Origin of the sequence: Tropicimonas sediminicola (genome assembly GCF_900188335.1) — a bacterium.
GTDB lineage: Bacteria > Pseudomonadota > Alphaproteobacteria > Rhodobacterales > Rhodobacteraceae > Tropicimonas > Tropicimonas sediminicola.
On the sequence record NZ_FZOY01000006.1, the window covers coordinates 248,309 to 264,605 of the forward strand.

The window sequence follows — 16,297 nt, forward strand, 5'->3', positions numbered from 1 at the left end:
ATGTTGCTCGACAAGGACCCCTACCGTGCCTTCATGCCCTACGAGCCGATCCCGGTCGCCTCGGCGTCGGACGGCCCCCTCTCCGGGCTGACCCTCGGGGTGAAGGATCTGTTCGATGTCGCGGGCTACCGCACCGGCTGCGGTTGCCCGACCCGGCTCGCGGCGAGCCCGGTGATGACCCGGACAGCCCCCGCCGTGCAGCGCCTGCTCGACGCGGGGGCGCAGTTCGTCGGCAAGACCCACACCGACGAGCTGGCCTGGGCTCTCTACGGGATGAACGCCCATTTCGGCACGCCGGTGAACCCGGCGGCCCCGGACCGCATCCCCGGCGGCTCCTCCTCCGGCTCCGCGGCCGCGGTCGCGGGCGGGCTGGTGGACATCGCCGTGGGCTCGGACACCGGCGGCTCGATCCGGGCGCCAGCGAGTTTCTGCGGCATCTGGGGCATCCGCCCGACCCACGACCGGATCCCGCTCGACGGCGCGCAGGCGCTGGCGCCCAGCTTCGACACCTGCGGGCTCTTCGCCCGGGATGGCGAGACCCTGCTGCGGGGCATGGAGGTGCTGGCCGGACCGGATACCGCGCCTTTGCCCGACGCGCCGGAGCTGCTCTGGCCGACCGAGATGCACGCGCAGCTGGGCGAGGCGCAGTCGGCGCTCTGCAGCGCGGCCTTCGACGGGCTGACCGCACGCGAGGTGTATGTCTATCCGGATGGCGTCGAGGCGGCCTATGCCACCTATCTCACCACAAACGGCGCCGATTGCGCCGAGGCGATCGTGCCCTACATCCGCGCCTCCGGCATGCCGCTGGTACGCGGGATCGATGGACGCGCCGCCGCGGCCGAGGCCCTGACTCCCGAGGAGATCGCCACCGCCCGCGCCGCCCGCGCCGCCTTCCGCGACCACGTGGAGAGCGTCGTCGGCCAGGGCGTGCTGCTGGCCCCGGCGGTGCACGACGCTCCGTTCCGGCTCGACGCGCCGGTCGAGGTGTTCGACGGTTTCCGGCACGACGCGATGCGGCTGCTCTGCGTCGCCGGCATGAGCGGCCTGCCCCAGGTCGTCTTCCCGGCGGGCAAGGTCGACGGCGCGCCCTACGGCGTTTCGCTCATCGGGCCGCGCGGCTCGGATCTCTCCCTCATATCACTGGCCATTCAACTGGCCGCAAAGGACATGCCATGACCTGCCCCATCGAAGACAAGCTCTCCGCGCTCGGACTGGCCCTGCCGCCCTCGGCCCCGTCCCGCGCGCTGTTCCTGCCGGGCAAGATCACCGGCAACCTGCTGTTCCTGTCCGGCCAGATCTGCGAATGGGAAGGCGTGCCGAAATACTTCGGCCCCGTCGGCAAGGGGTTCGACATCGCGATCGGGCAGGAAGCCGCGCAGATGTGCGCGCTCAACCTGCTGTTCTCGATCAAGGCCGTGGCCGGCTCGCTGAGCCGGGTCAAGGAAGTGGTGCGGCTTGGCGGATTCGTGGCGGCCGACCCGGAATACCCCGACGGCCCGATGATCGTGAATGGCGCTTCGCAGCTCTTCATCGACCTCTACGGAGAGGCTGGCCGCCATGCCCGCACCGCGGTCAACGTGGCCTCCCTTCCCGCCAACGCGATGGTCGAGGTCGAGGCGGTGGTGGAGCTCGGCTGAGCTCTCACGGGAACGAGACCGGCGGCGCGTCGTTCGCTTCGTCGAAGTTTTGCCCGATAAGGGCGGATCGGCCGCTCACCGATGCGATAGAGAGCGTCCGCAAGGGCGCGAACGGCAGGACACGGCGCAAGAACGCCCAAGGCAGCAGGCGCCGCCCGGGCTCAGCCGAGCGCGCCGATCAGCCGTGCCGCGGCCTCGACACCGTCCAGCACCGGCACCGACACCCGCGAGCGGACGGCCTCGGCCAGCCGGGACATGCCGCCACATCCCAGGATGATGCAGCCGCACCCGTCCTGGGCGACCGCAAGCGACGCCTCGTCGGCGATCCGTCCCATGGCGGCATCGCTCTCGTCCTCGGTCTCCAGAACCGACAGCTCGCTCGCCCGCACCCGCCGCATCCAGGGGGTCAGGCCGTAGCCGCGGATGTTCTGCTCGATCACCGGGACCGACACCGAGAGCGTCGTCACGACCGAGAATGGCAGCCCCCGCAGCATTGCCATGGTGAACGCCGCCTGACCGATGCCGATCACCGGGCACCCGGCGATGCCGTTGGCGGCCGCGAGGCCGGTGTCGTCGAAACAGCCGATGATGATCCCGTCGAAATCCGCCCCGGCCCGCGTCACCAGCTCCAGCAGCGGCGGCTCCGCCAGTTTCCCGTCCGCTTCCCCCTGGATCGCCGGCGGGCCATCGGTGGAGGTCCAGCCGGTGAAGGCGACGTGCGGCGCGACGGACCGGGCCGATGCCAGCATCGACTCGGTCATGGAGGCGGTGCTGTTGGGGTTGATCAGGAGAACCCGCTTCATTCAGACCATGCCCTTGCCGGCATCCGACCCGAGCCGCGCCCGGCGGCGCGCCTGCACCCAGACAGCGCACAGGAAGACCGCGATCACCAGGAGGGAGAACACCGTGGTCAGGGTCCCCAGGGCAAAGATCACCGGCGTCGTGACGTTGGTCGTCATGCCGTAGATTTCCAGCGGCAGCGTGTTGTAGCTGCCTGCCGTCAGAAGGGTGCGGGCGAATTCGTCGTAGCTCAGCGTGAAACCGAAGAGCGCAACCCCGATCAGCGAGGGCGCGATGATCGGCAACACCACATGGCGGACCGTCTGCCAGTTGCTGGCGCCCTGGTCGCGCGCGGCCTCCTCGAAGCTCGGGTCGAACCGGTTGAAGACGGCGAACATGATCAGCAGGCCGAACGGCAGCGTCCAGGTCAGCTGGGAGCCGTAGCCAGAGGTGGACCAGTGCACGTTCAGCCCCGATTGCGAGAAGATCAGCCCGACGCCGAGCGAGATCAGGATCGACGGGATCACCAGCGAGGTGATGACCAGGTAGAAGATCACCGAAGAGCCGGCGAAGCGCTTGCGGAACGCCAGCCCGCCCATCACCGAGACGACGACGGTGGTGACCATGACCATCAGCCCGAGCACCAGCGAGCGGGCGAAGCTGCCCCAGATGTCGCCCACCGCCTGCTGCTCGAAGAGATCCCGGAACCAGTGCGTCGACACCCCGCGCATCGGGAAGGTCAGCCCGCCCTGCGGCCCCTGGAAGGACAGGATCGCGATGGTCAGGGTCGGACCGTAGAGGAACAGCAGGAACAGCGAGAAGAAGGCCGCGAGAACATAGAAGCTGCGGGGGCGTTTGCCGGTCATCTCAGAGCTCCTTGCGGATGTCGACGAAGCGCAGCAGCACGGCGATGATCAGCAGCACCGTGGCCAGCAGCACCACCGCCGTCGCCGCGGCCGATGGATATTGCAGCAGCGCGATGTCGTTCGAGATCAGCCGTCCGACATTGGCCGACTGGCTGCCGGACATGAAGCGCACGGTGATGAAATCGCCCATCACGAGCGTCACGACGAAGATGGAGCCGATCATGATCCCGGGCTTGGTCAGCGGGATGATCACGTTGGTCAGCGTCTGGAAGCCGGAAGCGCCGTTGTCGTAGGCGGCCTCGATCAGGCTCCGGTCGATCCGCATCATCGTGTTGAAGATCGGCACCACCATGAACAGCGTGTAGAGGTGGACGAAGGCGAGGATCACCGAGAAATCGGAGAAGAGCAGCCATTCCAGCGGTTCGTCGATCACACCCCAGGAGATCAGCGTCGAATTGGCCAGCCCGTTTCGGCCCAGGAACGGAATCCAGGAGATCATGCGGATGATGTTCGAGGTCCAGAACGGGATCGTGCAGAGCAGGAACAATGCGATCTGCCAGGTCAGCGAGCGGACATGGAAGGCCAGGAAATAGGCCACCGTGAAGCCGATCAGCAGCGTGAAGACCCAGGTGATCGCGGCGTATTTGAAGGTGTTGAAGAACACCGAATATGTCACCGGCGAGGTGAACAGGAACTGGTAGTTGTCGAACTGGAAGGCCGGGTAGATCGAGAACTCGGTCGCCCCCCAGAAACTGACGACCACGATCATCACGATCGGCAGCACCAGGAAGCACAGCAGCACCACCGACAGTGGCGCGGCCAGAAGCCATCCCGAGAGGTGGCGGTTTTTCATGAGGTTGCGCATCTGGGCTCCGGCGCGGATCGTGTAGCCCCTTCCCCGTGGAACGGGAAAGGGGCGGTAGGGGACGACGCGGAAGGGGAAGAACCCCATCGCCCCCGGTGTTTCAGGCGCGCGCTCAGGCGGCGATGAACTCGTTCCACTTGCGGACCATGTACTGGTTCTCGTCCATCACCGCGTTCCAGCAGGCCACCGCGCCCATCCGGTCGTAGAAGGAGCCGCCGTCGCGGGTCTCGCCCGCCTTGGCCATGACGTCGCCGAACGGGTTGGTGATGTCGCCGGTGGCTTCCTTGCCCTCGAACCAGTAGCCCCACTCGTTCTCGTCCATGAAGTTCTTGGAGGTCTCCGGGACCGCCGAGTAATAGCCCTGGCGCATCAGGAAGCCGCCGACCCAGCCGTCGAGATACCAGTTGATGTATTCGTAGGCCGCGTCGAGCTCGAGGCCGCTGAGCGACTTCGACAGGCCGATGCCGCCGCCCCAGGAGCGGTAGCCTTCCTTCAGCGGCTGGTAGACGCAGGGAATGCCGCGCGACTTCACGGCGGTGATCGCGGGCGACCACATGGACTGGATCACGACCTCGCCGGACGCCATCAGGTTCACGCTCTCGTCGAAGGTCTTCCAGAAGGCGCGGAACTGGCCGTTCTTCTTGGCCTCGGTGAAGATCGCCATGGTCTTGTCGATCTCTTCCCTTGTCATGTTGCCCTTGTCGCCGTACTGGATCTCGCCCATCGCCTCGCAGACCATCGCGGCGTCCATGATGCCGATGGAGGAAATGTCGAGGATCGAGGCCTTGCCCTTGAACTCCGGGTTCAGCAGTTCCGTCCAGCTTTCGATCGGCCGGCCGATCAGGTCCGGGCGAATGCCCAGCGTGTCGGCGTTGTAGATCGTCGGGATCAGCGTCATCCAGCCGGTTTCCTCGCTGGCGAAGGCATTGCTGTCCGGGCCCTCGACGAAGCCCACGCTATGCGGCGCCGTGCCTTGTGCGATCACGCTCTCCGGGGTCAGCTTGCCGGATTTGAAGATGCCGACGATCTTGTCGTAGTTCTTGATCTTGCTGACATCCATGGCCTGCAGGTTGCCCGTCGGCCAGACCTTCTTGCAGATCCAGTACTCGATGTCGGCGATGTCGAAACTGTCGGGCTGGGTCGCGGCGCGCTGCGTCACGGCGTCGGAATCGAGCGCAGTCATCTCGAGCGTGAAGCCGAGGTCTTCCTTCACCTTCTGCGCCACCTCGTTGAGGTTGGAGACGCCGGTGCCGAACTGGCGCAGGGTCACGTCCTTGATGTTCTGCGCCCAGATCATCGGTGCGCCGAGCGTGGAGGCGCCGGCGGCTGTCACGGTGGCGGCGGCGCCCTTCAGGACGCTGCGCCGGCTGAGTTTCGGGGTCTCGAAGTCTTTCATCTCTCTCTCCTGTTGGGTCTTTTCTGGTTGTCCGGTGTCACACCGCGAGCGGATGCAGCGCGGCGTCGTCCCAGGACAGGCCGACATCCGCGCCCTGCGGCATCGGATTCTCGAAGAACTTTTCCTCCGGAAGGATGGCAGTGACCTCCTGGTCGCCTGCCGCCCGCACCGTCAGCACCACATGCGCGCCCTGGTACTCGACGCCGGTCACCTGGCCATCCAGCCGACCGGCGGCGGCCTCGGTCAGCGCGACCTTGTCGCTGCGGATCGCGAAATGGCCCTGCGGCAGCGCGATGACGTTGTGCCCGCCCATGAAGCGGGCGACGAACTCGGTGCGCGGGGCGTTGAACACCTCGCGCGCCGGTCCGGCCTGCTCGATGACCGCGTTGTTCATCACCACGATCTCGTCGGCCAGCGCCAGCGCCTCGTCCTGTCCGTGGGTCACGTGGATGAAGGTGATGCCCAGCTCCTGCTGGAGCCGCTTGAGCTCCGCCCGCATGCGGATCCGCAGAAAGGGATCGAGCGCCGAAAGCGGCTCGTCGAGCAGCAGGACCTGCGGATTGGTGATCAGCGCACGGGCCAAGGCGACGCGTTGCTGCTGGCCGCCCGAGAGCTGATCCGGAAGGCGGTCGGCGAACTGGCTCATGTGGACCAGCTCCAGCATCTCCCCCGCCCGGGTCCGGCGGGTGGCCGCATCGACGCCCTTCATCTTCAGGCTGAACGAGACATTGTCGCTGACGCTGAGATGCGGGAAGAGCGCGTAGTTCTGAAACATCATCGCCGTGCCCCGCCGCGCCGGCGGCAGCCAGGACACGTCCGCCCCTCCGAGCACGATCGAGCCTTCGGTCGGGTCCTCGTGGCCGGCGATCATCCGCAGCGTCGTCGACTTGCCGCAGCCGGAGGGCCCCAGCAGGCAGGCGTAGCTGCCCGCACGGAAATGATGGTTGATCCCGTCCACGGCGAGGGCCTCGCCATAGCGCTTGGTCAGGGACACAAGTTCGAGATCCTGTCCGGTCTTCATGTTCGCTCCCGCTTGGCTTGGCCGATCTTTCGACGGCGCGGGAAATTCCGGAAACACGTTCGGCCAGCGCGCGGGGTCCAGACCGGAACTGCCCAACTTGCGCGCGGGCGTACCGGTGCATCGTATAATTTCGCGGCACAAATCGTATACAATCACGGCTACGATGATCGACAATCTCCCCGAATCTTGCGCCAGCATCCTGCGCGCCCCTATCAAGGCAGGGCACAAAGGGAGCTCGTCGTGAACGCCATGGGCAAAACCACCAACCAGCGGGGTCGCGCCGTGGCGGAAGGGCTCGCCACGGCGATCCACGAGCATCGCCTGTCCCCGGGAATGAAGCTGAACGAGGACGAGGTCGGCGAGATCTTCGGTGTCAGCCGCACCATCGTCCGCAGCGCGCTGCAGTCGCTCTCCCATGAACATCTGGTGGTCATCGAACCCAATCGCGGCGCATTCGTCGCCCGGCCCAGCCTGCGCGAGGCCCGCGAGGTGTTCGAGGCACGCGCCTTGCTGGAGCCGCGCACCGCGCATTCGGCGGCCACACGCGCGACGCCGGAGGACATTGCCCTGCTGAAGCGGCACATCGACGAGGAGCACGCCGCGATCGATGCCGGCGAGACCGGCCGGGCCCTGCGCCTTTCCGGGGACTTCCATATCGAGATCGCACGGATCGCCGACCAGGCGACCATCGCCGCCTTCATTGGCCAGTTGGTGGCCCGCTCCTCGCTCATCATCGCGCTCTACTGGCGCCGCCGTAAGGCCACCTGCGAGAGCCACGCCCACCATGCCCTGCTCGAGGCGCTGGAGGCGCATGACGCGGAGCGCGCCGAGGAGCTGATGACCAGCCACCTGGTGGACCTCGTCTCGCTGCTCGACCTGACCGAACCGGCCGATGCGCCCTCCTCCCTGCGGGAGGCACTGGGGGCGCGATGATCCTGCGGACCATGACCTTGCCGGAGCTAGCGGAGGTTCTCGACTGGGCGGCCTCGGAAGGCTGGAACCCCGGGCTGGACGATGCGGAGGCGTTCTTCGCTGCGGACCCGAACGGGTTTTTCGTGGCGGAGGTGGATGGCCGGCTGGCGGCCGCGATCTCGGTCGTCAACCATTCCGACAGTTTCGCCTTCCTCGGGCTCTACATCTGCCGACCGGAGTTCCGGGGCAAGGGCATCGGCTTCGCGCTCTGGACCCACGCGCTGGAACATGCCGGTCCGCGCACCGTCGGGCTTGACGGCGTGCCGGACCAGCAGGCGAACTACCGGCGGTCGGGTTTCGCCCTCGCCTCCGAGACCTCCCGGTTCGAAGGCCCCCTGCCCCCGGTTCCGAACGCGGCCCTGCGCACCGCGACCGCGGCGGATCTGCCCGCGTTGATCGACCGTTGCTCCCGCGCCAACGGCTACGCGATGGAGCGCTTCCTGGCGCATTGGTTCCGGCCCACGGAACACCGTCGGACGCTGGTGCTCGATGCGCCGAACGGCCCGACGGGCTTCGCCACATGGCGCCGCTGCCGGCTCGGCATCAAGATCGGCCCGCTTCTGGCGGATGGCCTGGAGGCTGCGACCGCGTTGCTGCATGGCATCGCAGAGGAGGCGCCCGGCGAGCCCCTGATCCTCGACGTGCCGAGGGAGATGGACGCGCTGGCCGCGCATTGCCGGGCGCAGGGCATGGAATGCGCCTTCTCCACCGCCCGCATGTATCGCGGAACGGCACCGGTGACTGGCAGCGGTCTGCACACGGTCGCCACGCTGGAACTCGGCTGACGTGGCGCCCCGATCCCGTTTGACCCCATAAAAAAGGCCCGACGACTGCATCGCAGACCGCCGGGCCAGTCGCTCAGGAAACCCCGGTCAGGGGAAGATGCCCGGCGAGGTCGGCGCCCCGTCGTCGTGTTGGGAAAGGTAATCCACGATAAGCGGCCGGTTGACCGCGAACCCCTTGTAATCGGCCAGTTCGTCGGGAAGGTCGCGCAGCACGCGGTGCAGCCTGCGGCCCCATTTCGGCACCGTCACGAGGTCTTCGAGGCTGATCAGGTAGCAGCGGATCGGGAAGGCCAGCGCGTTGGACCGCGGCAGCCGCCAGAAGGTTTGCAGCTCCACCCGCAGGAACTGCTTCCGGCCGACATTCTCCGCCGTCACCGTCCGCTTTTCCGGGCCCCACTTGTGGTAGTTCTCCGGGCTCGTGTCGAGCCGCGGATTGACGGTCATGGTCCAGTTCAGACGCCGCGCCGGGCTGCCCTGCCTGATGTTGAGCAGGAATTTCAACGCGCGCTGGAATACGCCCATCTCGTGCGCCTTCGGCACCGGGGCGTGCCACTCGAAGAAGTTCATGCCGATGTCGAAATCGAGCGACCAGTCGGCCTGGCTCGTGACCATGCCCGCGTCCATCCAGAGGTTGCCCTCGCGCTGGTCCAGCACCGCGAAATCCCCCTGCGCCTGGCGCGTGATGTATTCCATCGGCCCGCAGGGCAGCGTGGTCGGGTCGAGAAACGTGAAGCGGTGCTCGATCCCCAGCGGCCGGTTGATCCAGTGCCAGCGGTCGCCGTCACGGTTGAGCGTGAAGAGCTCGGGATAATCCTCGGCCTTCGACACCATGATGAGCTCCAGCAGATCCCAGCCGGCGAGTTCCATGTGCGGCAGCGACTGGCAGCGCAGCGGGTCCTCGGCAAGCGTGATCTCCCGGTCGCGCATCTCGCTCACATAATGCTCGTCCACATCGAAGCGCTTGTCGAACGGGCTGCCCTCAGGCCCGCCGGCATGCGGCTCCATGTTGACCGAGTACATGTAACTGTCGCGGTCGAACGGGAACGGGAAGCGCAGGATCGCGGCGGCGGAATTGTGGTAGGTGTAGTCGTCCCGGAAGGTCTCGTCGTTGAATTGCAGGGTCATGGGCGGCCTCTATCGGTCGATGATGAGCGTCTCGCCCTGGAAGCGGGAGACGCAGGGCATGATCTTGGTCTGGGCGTTCCGGTCCTCTTCGCCGAGCCAGTGGTCGTTGTGCTCGATCCGGCCGTGGCAATCGAGCACGGCGCTCTCGCACTGGCCGCAGGCGCCGCCGCGGCAGCTCCACGGGATCTCGACGCCGGCGGCCTCGGCGGCTTCCAGCAGGCTCTGGTGCGGGCCGACGGTGAGCGTCGTGCCGGACCTCGCGAGGGTCACCTCGAAAGGCTTGCCCGGCGGCGGCGAGAGGAAGGCCTCGGAATGCAGCGCTCCCTGCGGCCAGCCGAGCCGCGCGGCGGCGTCCTCGACCCCGGCGATCAAACCCTCGGGCCCGCAGGTATAGACATGGGTGCCGAGCGGCTGCCCGGAGAGGATCGCCCCGATGTCCATCCGGTTGCCCTCTTCCGAGATGTGCACGTGGACATGCGCCGCGCCGTTCAGCAACCGCAGCCCGGCGGCCTCGGCGCGCGAGCGGGCGGCATAGTGCAACTCGTAGGGCACCTGCAGGCGCGACAGTTGCTTGAGTTGGGACAGGAACGGCGTGATGCCGATGCCGCCGGCGATCATCACGTGTTTCCGCGCCCGCAGGTCGAGCGCAAAGAGGTTGACCGGCTCGGACACGCGCAACAGGTCACCCGCCGAAACCTGCGTGTGCATGAAGCGGGAGCCCCCGCGGCCGGTGTCCTCGCGCCGCACCGCGATCTCGTAGCCGCTGCCGTCGAACGGGTCGGAGATCAGCGAATAGGCGTTGCGGCGGAGCAGATCGGCATCGGGCATCTCCACCACCACGTGCGCCCCGCCGGAGAACAGCGGCAGCCGGCGATCCTCGGGGTCCTCGAAGCGGAATCGAGTGACCAGCGGGGTCAGCGGCTCGACGGCGGCCACGCGCAGCATCCGGGCGCTCACGGCCGGATCTCCTGCGCGGCGGGCACCACGCCCGGGGTTTCGGCATCGACGCAGACACCCTGGAACGCCCCGAGCCGGCGCGAGAAGTGGTCGCGCACGAACAGGGTCAGCCCGCAATGCGCGCAGGTGAAGGGATCGGTGGTGACGCCCTCTGTGACGCCCTTGCAGTGAACGCATTGCATCCGGCGCGCGATCGAGCCGCGATGCTCGGTCTGGATCGCCTCGACCGGCATGCCGGCGGCCAGCGCCTCGGACATCGCCCGCCCGAGCGCGCCTTCGCCGCCGGCGAGGTAGAGCTGCGTGCCCATCTGCGCGTCGCCGAGCGCCTTGCGATAGCGTTCGAGGCAGGCATCGAAGCTCGGGCTCTCGTGGTACATCTTCGGCGCCAGCGCCTTCAGGCGCGCGCCGTGGCCGCTGCCGCCGGGGATGTAGATGACATGGGCGCGGTCCATCACCGCGGCGTCGGCGTCGGCCAGCTCGATCAGCGCCTCGGCGCCCTCGGCCTCGGCCAGCATCAGCGCCGGCGCGGCGCCGCGCGACTGCAGCGCGGCATAGACCGGCCGGGTCTTGATGGAGGGAGAGAAGTCTATTCTTGGCATAACGATCTTCCGGTCAGGTTGGGGCGAGGCGGACAACCGCCCCGCCGCTGTGGCTCAGCCTTTCGCGGTGCGGCGCTTCTTCTCGACGTCGTAGAACGGCATCGGGTGGGCGATCGCGGGGATCTCGCCGTCGGGGTTGGCCACGGTGAGCGGCGTGCCCTCCACGGCGCAATCCACCGGCATCCGGGCGATGCCCACGTTGTGCTCGTTCAGCGGGCTGTAGAAGCCGACGGTGACGACGCCGACCTGCTTGCCGTCCTTCAGGAGCGGCGCGCCCTCGGCCGCGGGAACGGTGCCATCCAGCTTGACGCCGAAGATCTTGAAACGCTCCTTGCCCTTGAGCCGGTAATGCTCCTCGGCGCCTCGGAAGCCGGTCTTGCCCTTGGAGACGGTGAAGTCGAGCCCGAGCTCCCACAGCGTGTCGCCGCAGGCCTCGTCCTCGAACGGGTACATCTCCGAGTTGTCATAGGGGAAGAACAGCAGGTAGCTCTCAGACCGCAGCAGGTCGAGCGTGGTGAAACGGGTCGGAATGATCCCCATCTCGGCGCCCTCGGCCACGATTGTGTCCCAGATCTCCGGCGCATCCTGGCGGCGACAGAAGATCTCGTAGCCGCGCTCGCCGGTGTAGCCGGTGCGCGAGATGGTGACCGGCTTGCCGAAGAGCGTCGTGTGGATATGCGAGAAATAGACCACGTCGCGGATGCCCGGGACGTGCTTCTCCAGGTAGTCCACCGCCAGCGGCCCCTGCAGCGAAATGTCGTGCATGTCGTCGTCGAAGAGCAGTGCCACATTGCGGCCGGTCGCGGCCATGGTGAGCTGCTCGTGGCCCTGCCCGGAGCCGTGCACCACCATGAAGCTGTGCGGCCCCATGCGGTAGACGACGCAATCGTCGACGAACTTGCCGGCGTCGTTGAGCATGCAGGCATAGGTCGAGCGGCCGGGCTTGAGCTTCTCGATGTCGCGGGTGACGGCGCGGTCGATCACGTGGCTGGCGTGCGGGCCGATCACGTGAACCTTCTTCAGGCCCGAAACATCCATCACCCCGGCTTTCGTCCGGATGGCGAGGTATTCCTCGATCTGGTCCTTGTCGTAGGACCATGCGGTTCCCATGCCGCTCCAATCCTCCAGATCGGAACCCATGGCGCGGTGGCGGTCGGCCAGGGCCGAAAATCTCCAAGATGCGGTCATCGTGTCTTTCCTTGAGGCAGTCGGCCGGGGCGATGGCTTCGCCCCGGCCAAGGGGGATCAGTCTTTCTTGAGCGCGCTGTAGGCTTCGCTCTCGTGCTTCCAACCGCCGAAGATCGCGATCACGACCAGGACGAAGGAGAGCAGGACCCAGAGCAGTTCGGCGCTGCCGTAGCCGGCATAGATCGCACCGGAGATCCCGTCCCAGGAGGTGGCGTCAAAGGGAGCTTCCATAGTCTTTTCCTTTCGATATCCGGTGGGTTACTCGGCCGGGCTGACCGAGGGATGCAGGGCTTCGGGATAGGCCGAGGCCGGGACCTTGGCCTTGTCGAGCCCGAGGATCTCGGCTTCGACGGGCACGCGAAGCTGGCCGGTGACCTTGAGCAGCAGCGAGACGGCATAGCCGGGGATGAAGCCGAGCGCGGCCATCACGATGGCGCCGACCAACTGGCCCATGAAGGAGGTCTCGATCACGTCCTCGCCGTAGAGCGCCGGGTAGCCCTGCGCGGCGATGCCCACGGCGATCAGGCCCCAGAGCCCGAGGAAGCCGTGCACCGAGAAGGCGCCCACGGCGTCGTCGACGCCCATCTTCTCCACGAAGGAGGCGACGAAGGGCATGGCGCAGGCGCCGATGAAGCCGATCGCGAAGGCCATCGGCGGATACCACAGGTCGAGACCGGCGGCACAGGAGATGATCCCGCCGAGGGCGCCGGACATCATCCAGAACGGATCGCGGGTCACCATCCAGGCGCCGATGATGCCGCCGGCAAAGCCCATCAGGGTGTTGAAGGTCATGCCGGAGATGGTCATCGGCGTGCCGTAGATCGTGCCCTCGATGGTGTTGGACCAGGACCATGCCTCGCCCGGCACGATCACGCAGCCCATCAGGAAGCCCCAGAAGCCGGCGATGATCAGCATCAGCCCAATCAGGGTCATCGGCATCGAGTGGCCCGAGATCTGGTTGGCGGTGCCGTCCGGGTTGAACTTGCCGATCCTCGGCCCGAGGTTGATCAGCACGCCGAGCGTGAAGAAGCCGGCGATCATGTGAACGACACCGGCGGCGCCGAAATCATGGTAGCCGAACTTGGTGACAAGCCAGCCGTCGGCATGCCAGCCCCAGGCGGCGGCGAGGATCCAGACGAAAGCACCCAGCACCACGGCGAGCACGATGAAGCCGGTGAGCTTGATGCGTTCGATCACCCCGCCCGACATGATCGAGGCGGTGGTCGCGGCAAAGAGCACGAAGGCGCCCCAGAACACGCCGGTGGCGCGGTCGTCGAGGTTGGGGCCCATGTAGGGGCTGGTCGGGCTGGCGACCTCGTTGGCATAGGCCAGGCCGGAGATCTCCATCGCGCCCTGCGTCAGGGTCAGGCCGGTCGGGAACGCCCAGTAAATCCACCAGCCGACGTAATAGAAGAATGGCACGATCATCGCGAAGGCGAGGATGTTCTTGATCCCCGAGGCCAGCGCGTTCTTGGATCGGGAGGCGCCCATCTCGTAGGCGAGGAACCCGGCATGGATCAGCACCATGAGCGGGATCGTCAGATAGTAGAATGTCTCGGAAAAGATCGTGCCGTTCGAGGCCGCCTTCTCCTGCAGTTCTGCCACTGTCGCGGCAAGTGTTGCGAGGTCCTGTTCCACGTCGTAACTCCTTGTTGCGTTCGATTGGGGCGTTTGCGCCCTTGTTTTCCTTCCGGGGCCCGGCCCGTCAGGCCCGGGGTCTTTCCTTCTTGGGGTCGTAATGCGGGAAGGGCGTGACCCTTGCCGCGCGTCGTCGGAGGTGGCCGTCGAGCTGACCGACCTCGATCTCGGTTCCGGGGTCCGAATGAGCCACGTCGATGCGCGCCAGCGCGATCGACTGCCCGGTGCGCGGCGAGCGCATGGCGGAGCAGATCTCGCCCACCTGCGCGCGGCCGATCCGCAGGCAGTCGCCGTGGGCCACCGCCTCCTGGCCGTCGATTTCCAGCCCGACGAACTTCCGCGAGGGGTGTTCCTTGCGGCGCAGCAGCGCCTCGCGCCCCACGAAATCCGCCGTCTTGGACTTGAGCGGCACGGTGAAGCCGATGCCGGCCTCGAAGGGGTCGGTCTGGTCGGAGAAATCGTAGCCGGCAAAGACCAGCCCCGCCTCGATCCGCACGAGGTCGAGCCCCGCGAGGCCCATCGGGCGGATGCCGAGCGGCGTGCCGGCCTCCCAGATGGCGCGGAACACCGTCTCGCCATCCTTGGGATGGCAGAAGATCTCGTAGCCCAGCTCGCCGGTGTAGCCGGTCCGCGAGACGACGACGGGCGCGCCGGTCGGGCCGCCGATGCGGCCGACGGTGAAGCGGAACCAGCCGAGATCGGCCAGCGCCGGCTGGTGCGGCGGGGTCCAGATGATCCCGGTCATCAGCTCGCGCGACTTCGGCCCCTGGACGGCGAGGTTGTGCATCTGGTCGGTGGACGATCGCACCAGCACCTCGAGCCCGAGCGTCTCGGCCTGCTCGCGCATCCAGACCCCGCCCTCGTCGGAGCCGCCGATCCAGCGGAAGTTCTGCTCGCCCAGCCGGAACAGCGTGCCGTCGTCGATCATGCCGCCGTGCGGGTAGCACATCGCGGAATAGACCACCTGCCCCACGCCAAGTTTCTCGACGTTGCGGGTAAGCACCCAGTTCATCAGCGCCTCGGCGTCCGGACCGGTGATTTCGAACTTGCGCAGCGCGGAGAGGTCCATCGCCACCACGCCCTCGCGGCAGGCCCAGTAGGCCTCAACCGCGTCGGTTTCGGGGAAGGTGTCGGGCAGCCAGAAGCCCCGGTATTCGACGAAGTTGCGGGTCAGGCCGGCGAAACTGGAATGGAAGGCGCTCTCGCGCGTCATGATGGGCTCCGAGTCGGGGGTGGCGCGCCATGCCGCGGCGCGCTGGAAGCGCTCCTCCGCGGCATAGCTGCGAACGTGGATGTCGGTGGGGTTCCAGCCGTTGGCGGCCGAGGTGTCGTCCGGACAGGCCGAGGTGACGCAGACGATGTCGGTCAGTGCCCGCAGCAGGACGTAGTCGCCCGGCCGCGACCAGGGCTCGTCGGCATACATCACGCCGTGTTCGTCGATGCCGGTGTTGAAGAAGAAGTTGGCCGCCATCCAGCCGGCGCGCCCGTCGATGCCATAGGGCGCCAGCGCGGCGTTGAAATTGTCGGTGCAGTTGGCGTGGCCGGGATAGCCGATATCGTCGTAGTATTTCGCGGCGCAGGCCAGCGCGAAGGCGTCGTGGCGCCCGCAGGTGTCCTGGATCACCTCGACAAGCGGATTCATCTCCTGGTCGAAGTATTTCCCGTGCAGCCCCGGCATCGGATAGGCGTGGTGCTGCAGGGTGCGGGTGGTGGTCACGTCCAGCGGATGGACGATCCCGCGGTCGAGCTTGCGGGCGTCGAAGCACTGGAAGTCGGTGCATTGCCGGCCGTCGACATCGAGGATCTGCAGGTATTCCCCCGCCTTGACCACATAGGCCTCGGCGGTAGCGGACTGCACCCGCAGGTCGAGCAGCGGGTCGGCCAGCGGATCGGGCAGCGCGAAATGACCTACCCGGCGCGGCGTGGCACGGGTCAGGCGCAGGGTGAGCGGACTCAGCGTGTCCTGCGCCTCGAAATCCATCGGCGCGCCCGGGGCGGCAACGATCGCCCAGCCGCGGCCCTGCGCGGTGAACTCCGCGGTTTCGCCCGCGCGGCTCTCACGACCGAAGAGATGAACGGCTCGCGCCTGGGCCAGGCCGATCCCCCGCCGCTCCAGCCCCCGACGCAGGCCCAGCAGCGAAGCCGCTCCGCCCGCCAGCAGCGCGCGCAGCCCGGCTGCCGGCGCGTCGGCCCGCGTATCCAGCAGCCCCGCGTCGAGCCGGCCATCGGGATGGGCGGCCAGAAGTTCGCAGGGCTGGCCGCCCTCGTCGTTGACGATCACCAGCCGGTCGCCCGGCTCGATCTCCACCAGCACCGCCCCGCCGCCGGGAACGCCGTAGCGCTCCTCGGCCGGGGCGCGCGTGAAGGCCGCGGCGCGGCGCGGGCGCGTCGGCTTCGGCGGGCCGGGACGCAACAGGGGTGCGGGCGGAGATGAAAGCATCGTCCAGTCCTTCGGGATTGGGTCCGGT

16 protein-coding genes are annotated in these 16,297 nt (G+C 67.4%); 4 read left to right on the top strand and 12 right to left on the bottom strand.

Annotation, left to right across the window (positions count from 1 at the left end; all coding sequences use genetic code 11):
- Together CHB86_RS16415 and CHB86_RS16420 are read left to right on the top strand one after the other, a co-directional pair.
- Entirely contained in the window at window positions 1–1,176 is a 1,176-nt protein-coding gene (locus CHB86_RS16415; RefSeq protein WP_089234155.1) for an amidase, read from the top strand.
- A complete protein-coding gene (locus CHB86_RS16420; protein ID WP_089234156.1) occupies window positions 1,173–1,637 on the top strand; it encodes a RidA family protein in 465 nt (154 codons plus the stop codon). The genes CHB86_RS16415 and CHB86_RS16420 overlap by 4 nt, the downstream gene beginning before the upstream one ends.
- Window positions 1,638–1,798: 161 nt before the next feature.
- On the opposite strand, the gene CHB86_RS16425 is transcribed toward CHB86_RS16420, so the two are convergent.
- From CHB86_RS16425 to CHB86_RS16445, 5 genes are all read right to left on the bottom strand, one after another.
- Window positions 1,799–2,440 (bottom strand): aspartate/glutamate racemase family protein, encoded by a 642-nt coding sequence (locus CHB86_RS16425; protein WP_089234157.1) that lies wholly within the window; start codon window positions 2,438–2,440, stop codon window positions 1,799–1,801.
- Window positions 2,441–3,283, bottom strand: a complete 843-nt coding sequence (locus CHB86_RS16430; RefSeq protein ID WP_089234158.1) for an ABC transporter permease — start codon at window positions 3,281–3,283, stop codon at window positions 2,441–2,443.
- Between the two features lies 1 nt (window position 3,284).
- On the bottom strand, window positions 3,285–4,148 hold the full coding sequence (locus tag CHB86_RS16435; RefSeq protein WP_089234229.1) for an ABC transporter permease: 864 nt from the start codon (window positions 4,146–4,148) through the stop codon (window positions 3,285–3,287).
- A 112-nt stretch (window positions 4,149–4,260) separates the two neighbouring features.
- Window positions 4,261–5,544: an ABC transporter substrate-binding protein gene (locus CHB86_RS16440; protein WP_089234159.1), complete on the bottom strand. Its 1,284-nt coding sequence runs from the start codon at window positions 5,542–5,544 to the stop codon at window positions 4,261–4,263.
- Window positions 5,545–5,581: 37 nt separating this feature from the next.
- The gene (locus CHB86_RS16445; RefSeq protein ID WP_089234160.1) at window positions 5,582–6,565 is read right to left on the bottom strand and encodes an ABC transporter ATP-binding protein; all 984 of its coding nucleotides are present in this window, start codon (window positions 6,563–6,565) and stop codon (window positions 5,582–5,584) included.
- Between the two features lie 249 nt (window positions 6,566–6,814).
- Here CHB86_RS16445 and CHB86_RS16450 point away from each other — a divergent pair, with 249 nt between their 5' ends.
- Window positions 6,815–7,498 carry a GntR family transcriptional regulator gene (locus tag CHB86_RS16450; protein ID WP_089234161.1) on the top strand — a complete coding sequence of 228 codons (684 nt, stop codon included), beginning with the start codon at window positions 6,815–6,817 and terminating at the stop codon, window positions 7,496–7,498.
- A complete protein-coding gene (locus tag CHB86_RS16455) occupies window positions 7,495–8,322 on the top strand; it encodes a GNAT family N-acetyltransferase (RefSeq protein WP_089234162.1) in 828 nt (275 codons plus the stop codon). Before CHB86_RS16450 ends, CHB86_RS16455 begins: the two co-directional genes overlap by 4 nt.
- Before the next feature lie 87 nt (window positions 8,323–8,409).
- Here the strand turns inward: CHB86_RS16455 and CHB86_RS16460 are convergent, their stop codons facing one another.
- The 7 genes from CHB86_RS16460 to CHB86_RS16485 form a co-directional block, all read right to left on the bottom strand.
- Entirely contained in the window at window positions 8,410–9,447 is a 1,038-nt protein-coding gene (locus CHB86_RS16460) for a heme-dependent oxidative N-demethylase family protein (protein WP_089234163.1), read from the bottom strand.
- A 9-nt stretch (window positions 9,448–9,456) separates the two neighbouring features.
- The gene (locus CHB86_RS16465; protein WP_245838028.1) at window positions 9,457–10,404 is read right to left on the bottom strand and encodes a PDR/VanB family oxidoreductase; all 948 of its coding nucleotides are present in this window, start codon (window positions 10,402–10,404) and stop codon (window positions 9,457–9,459) included.
- Window positions 10,401–11,003, bottom strand: coding sequence for a dimethylamine monooxygenase subunit DmmA family protein (locus CHB86_RS16470; RefSeq protein WP_089234165.1), 603 nt, complete (start codon window positions 11,001–11,003; stop codon window positions 10,401–10,403). The genes CHB86_RS16465 and CHB86_RS16470 overlap by 4 nt, the downstream gene beginning before the upstream one ends.
- 54 nt (window positions 11,004–11,057) lie before the next feature.
- The gene (locus tag CHB86_RS16475; protein ID WP_089234166.1) at window positions 11,058–12,191 is read right to left on the bottom strand and encodes an aminomethyl transferase family protein; all 1,134 of its coding nucleotides are present in this window, start codon (window positions 12,189–12,191) and stop codon (window positions 11,058–11,060) included.
- A 57-nt stretch (window positions 12,192–12,248) separates the two neighbouring features.
- On the bottom strand, window positions 12,249–12,422 hold the full coding sequence (locus CHB86_RS24685; RefSeq protein ID WP_176442905.1) for a hypothetical protein: 174 nt from the start codon (window positions 12,420–12,422) through the stop codon (window positions 12,249–12,251).
- Between the two features lie 27 nt (window positions 12,423–12,449).
- The gene (locus tag CHB86_RS16480) at window positions 12,450–13,829 is read right to left on the bottom strand and encodes an ammonium transporter (protein WP_089234167.1); all 1,380 of its coding nucleotides are present in this window, start codon (window positions 13,827–13,829) and stop codon (window positions 12,450–12,452) included.
- Window positions 13,830–13,896: 67 nt separating this feature from the next.
- On the bottom strand, window positions 13,897–16,269 hold the full coding sequence (locus CHB86_RS16485; RefSeq protein WP_089234168.1) for a trimethylamine N-oxide demethylase: 2,373 nt from the start codon (window positions 16,267–16,269) through the stop codon (window positions 13,897–13,899).
- Between the last annotated feature and the right edge of the window lie 28 nt (window positions 16,270–16,297).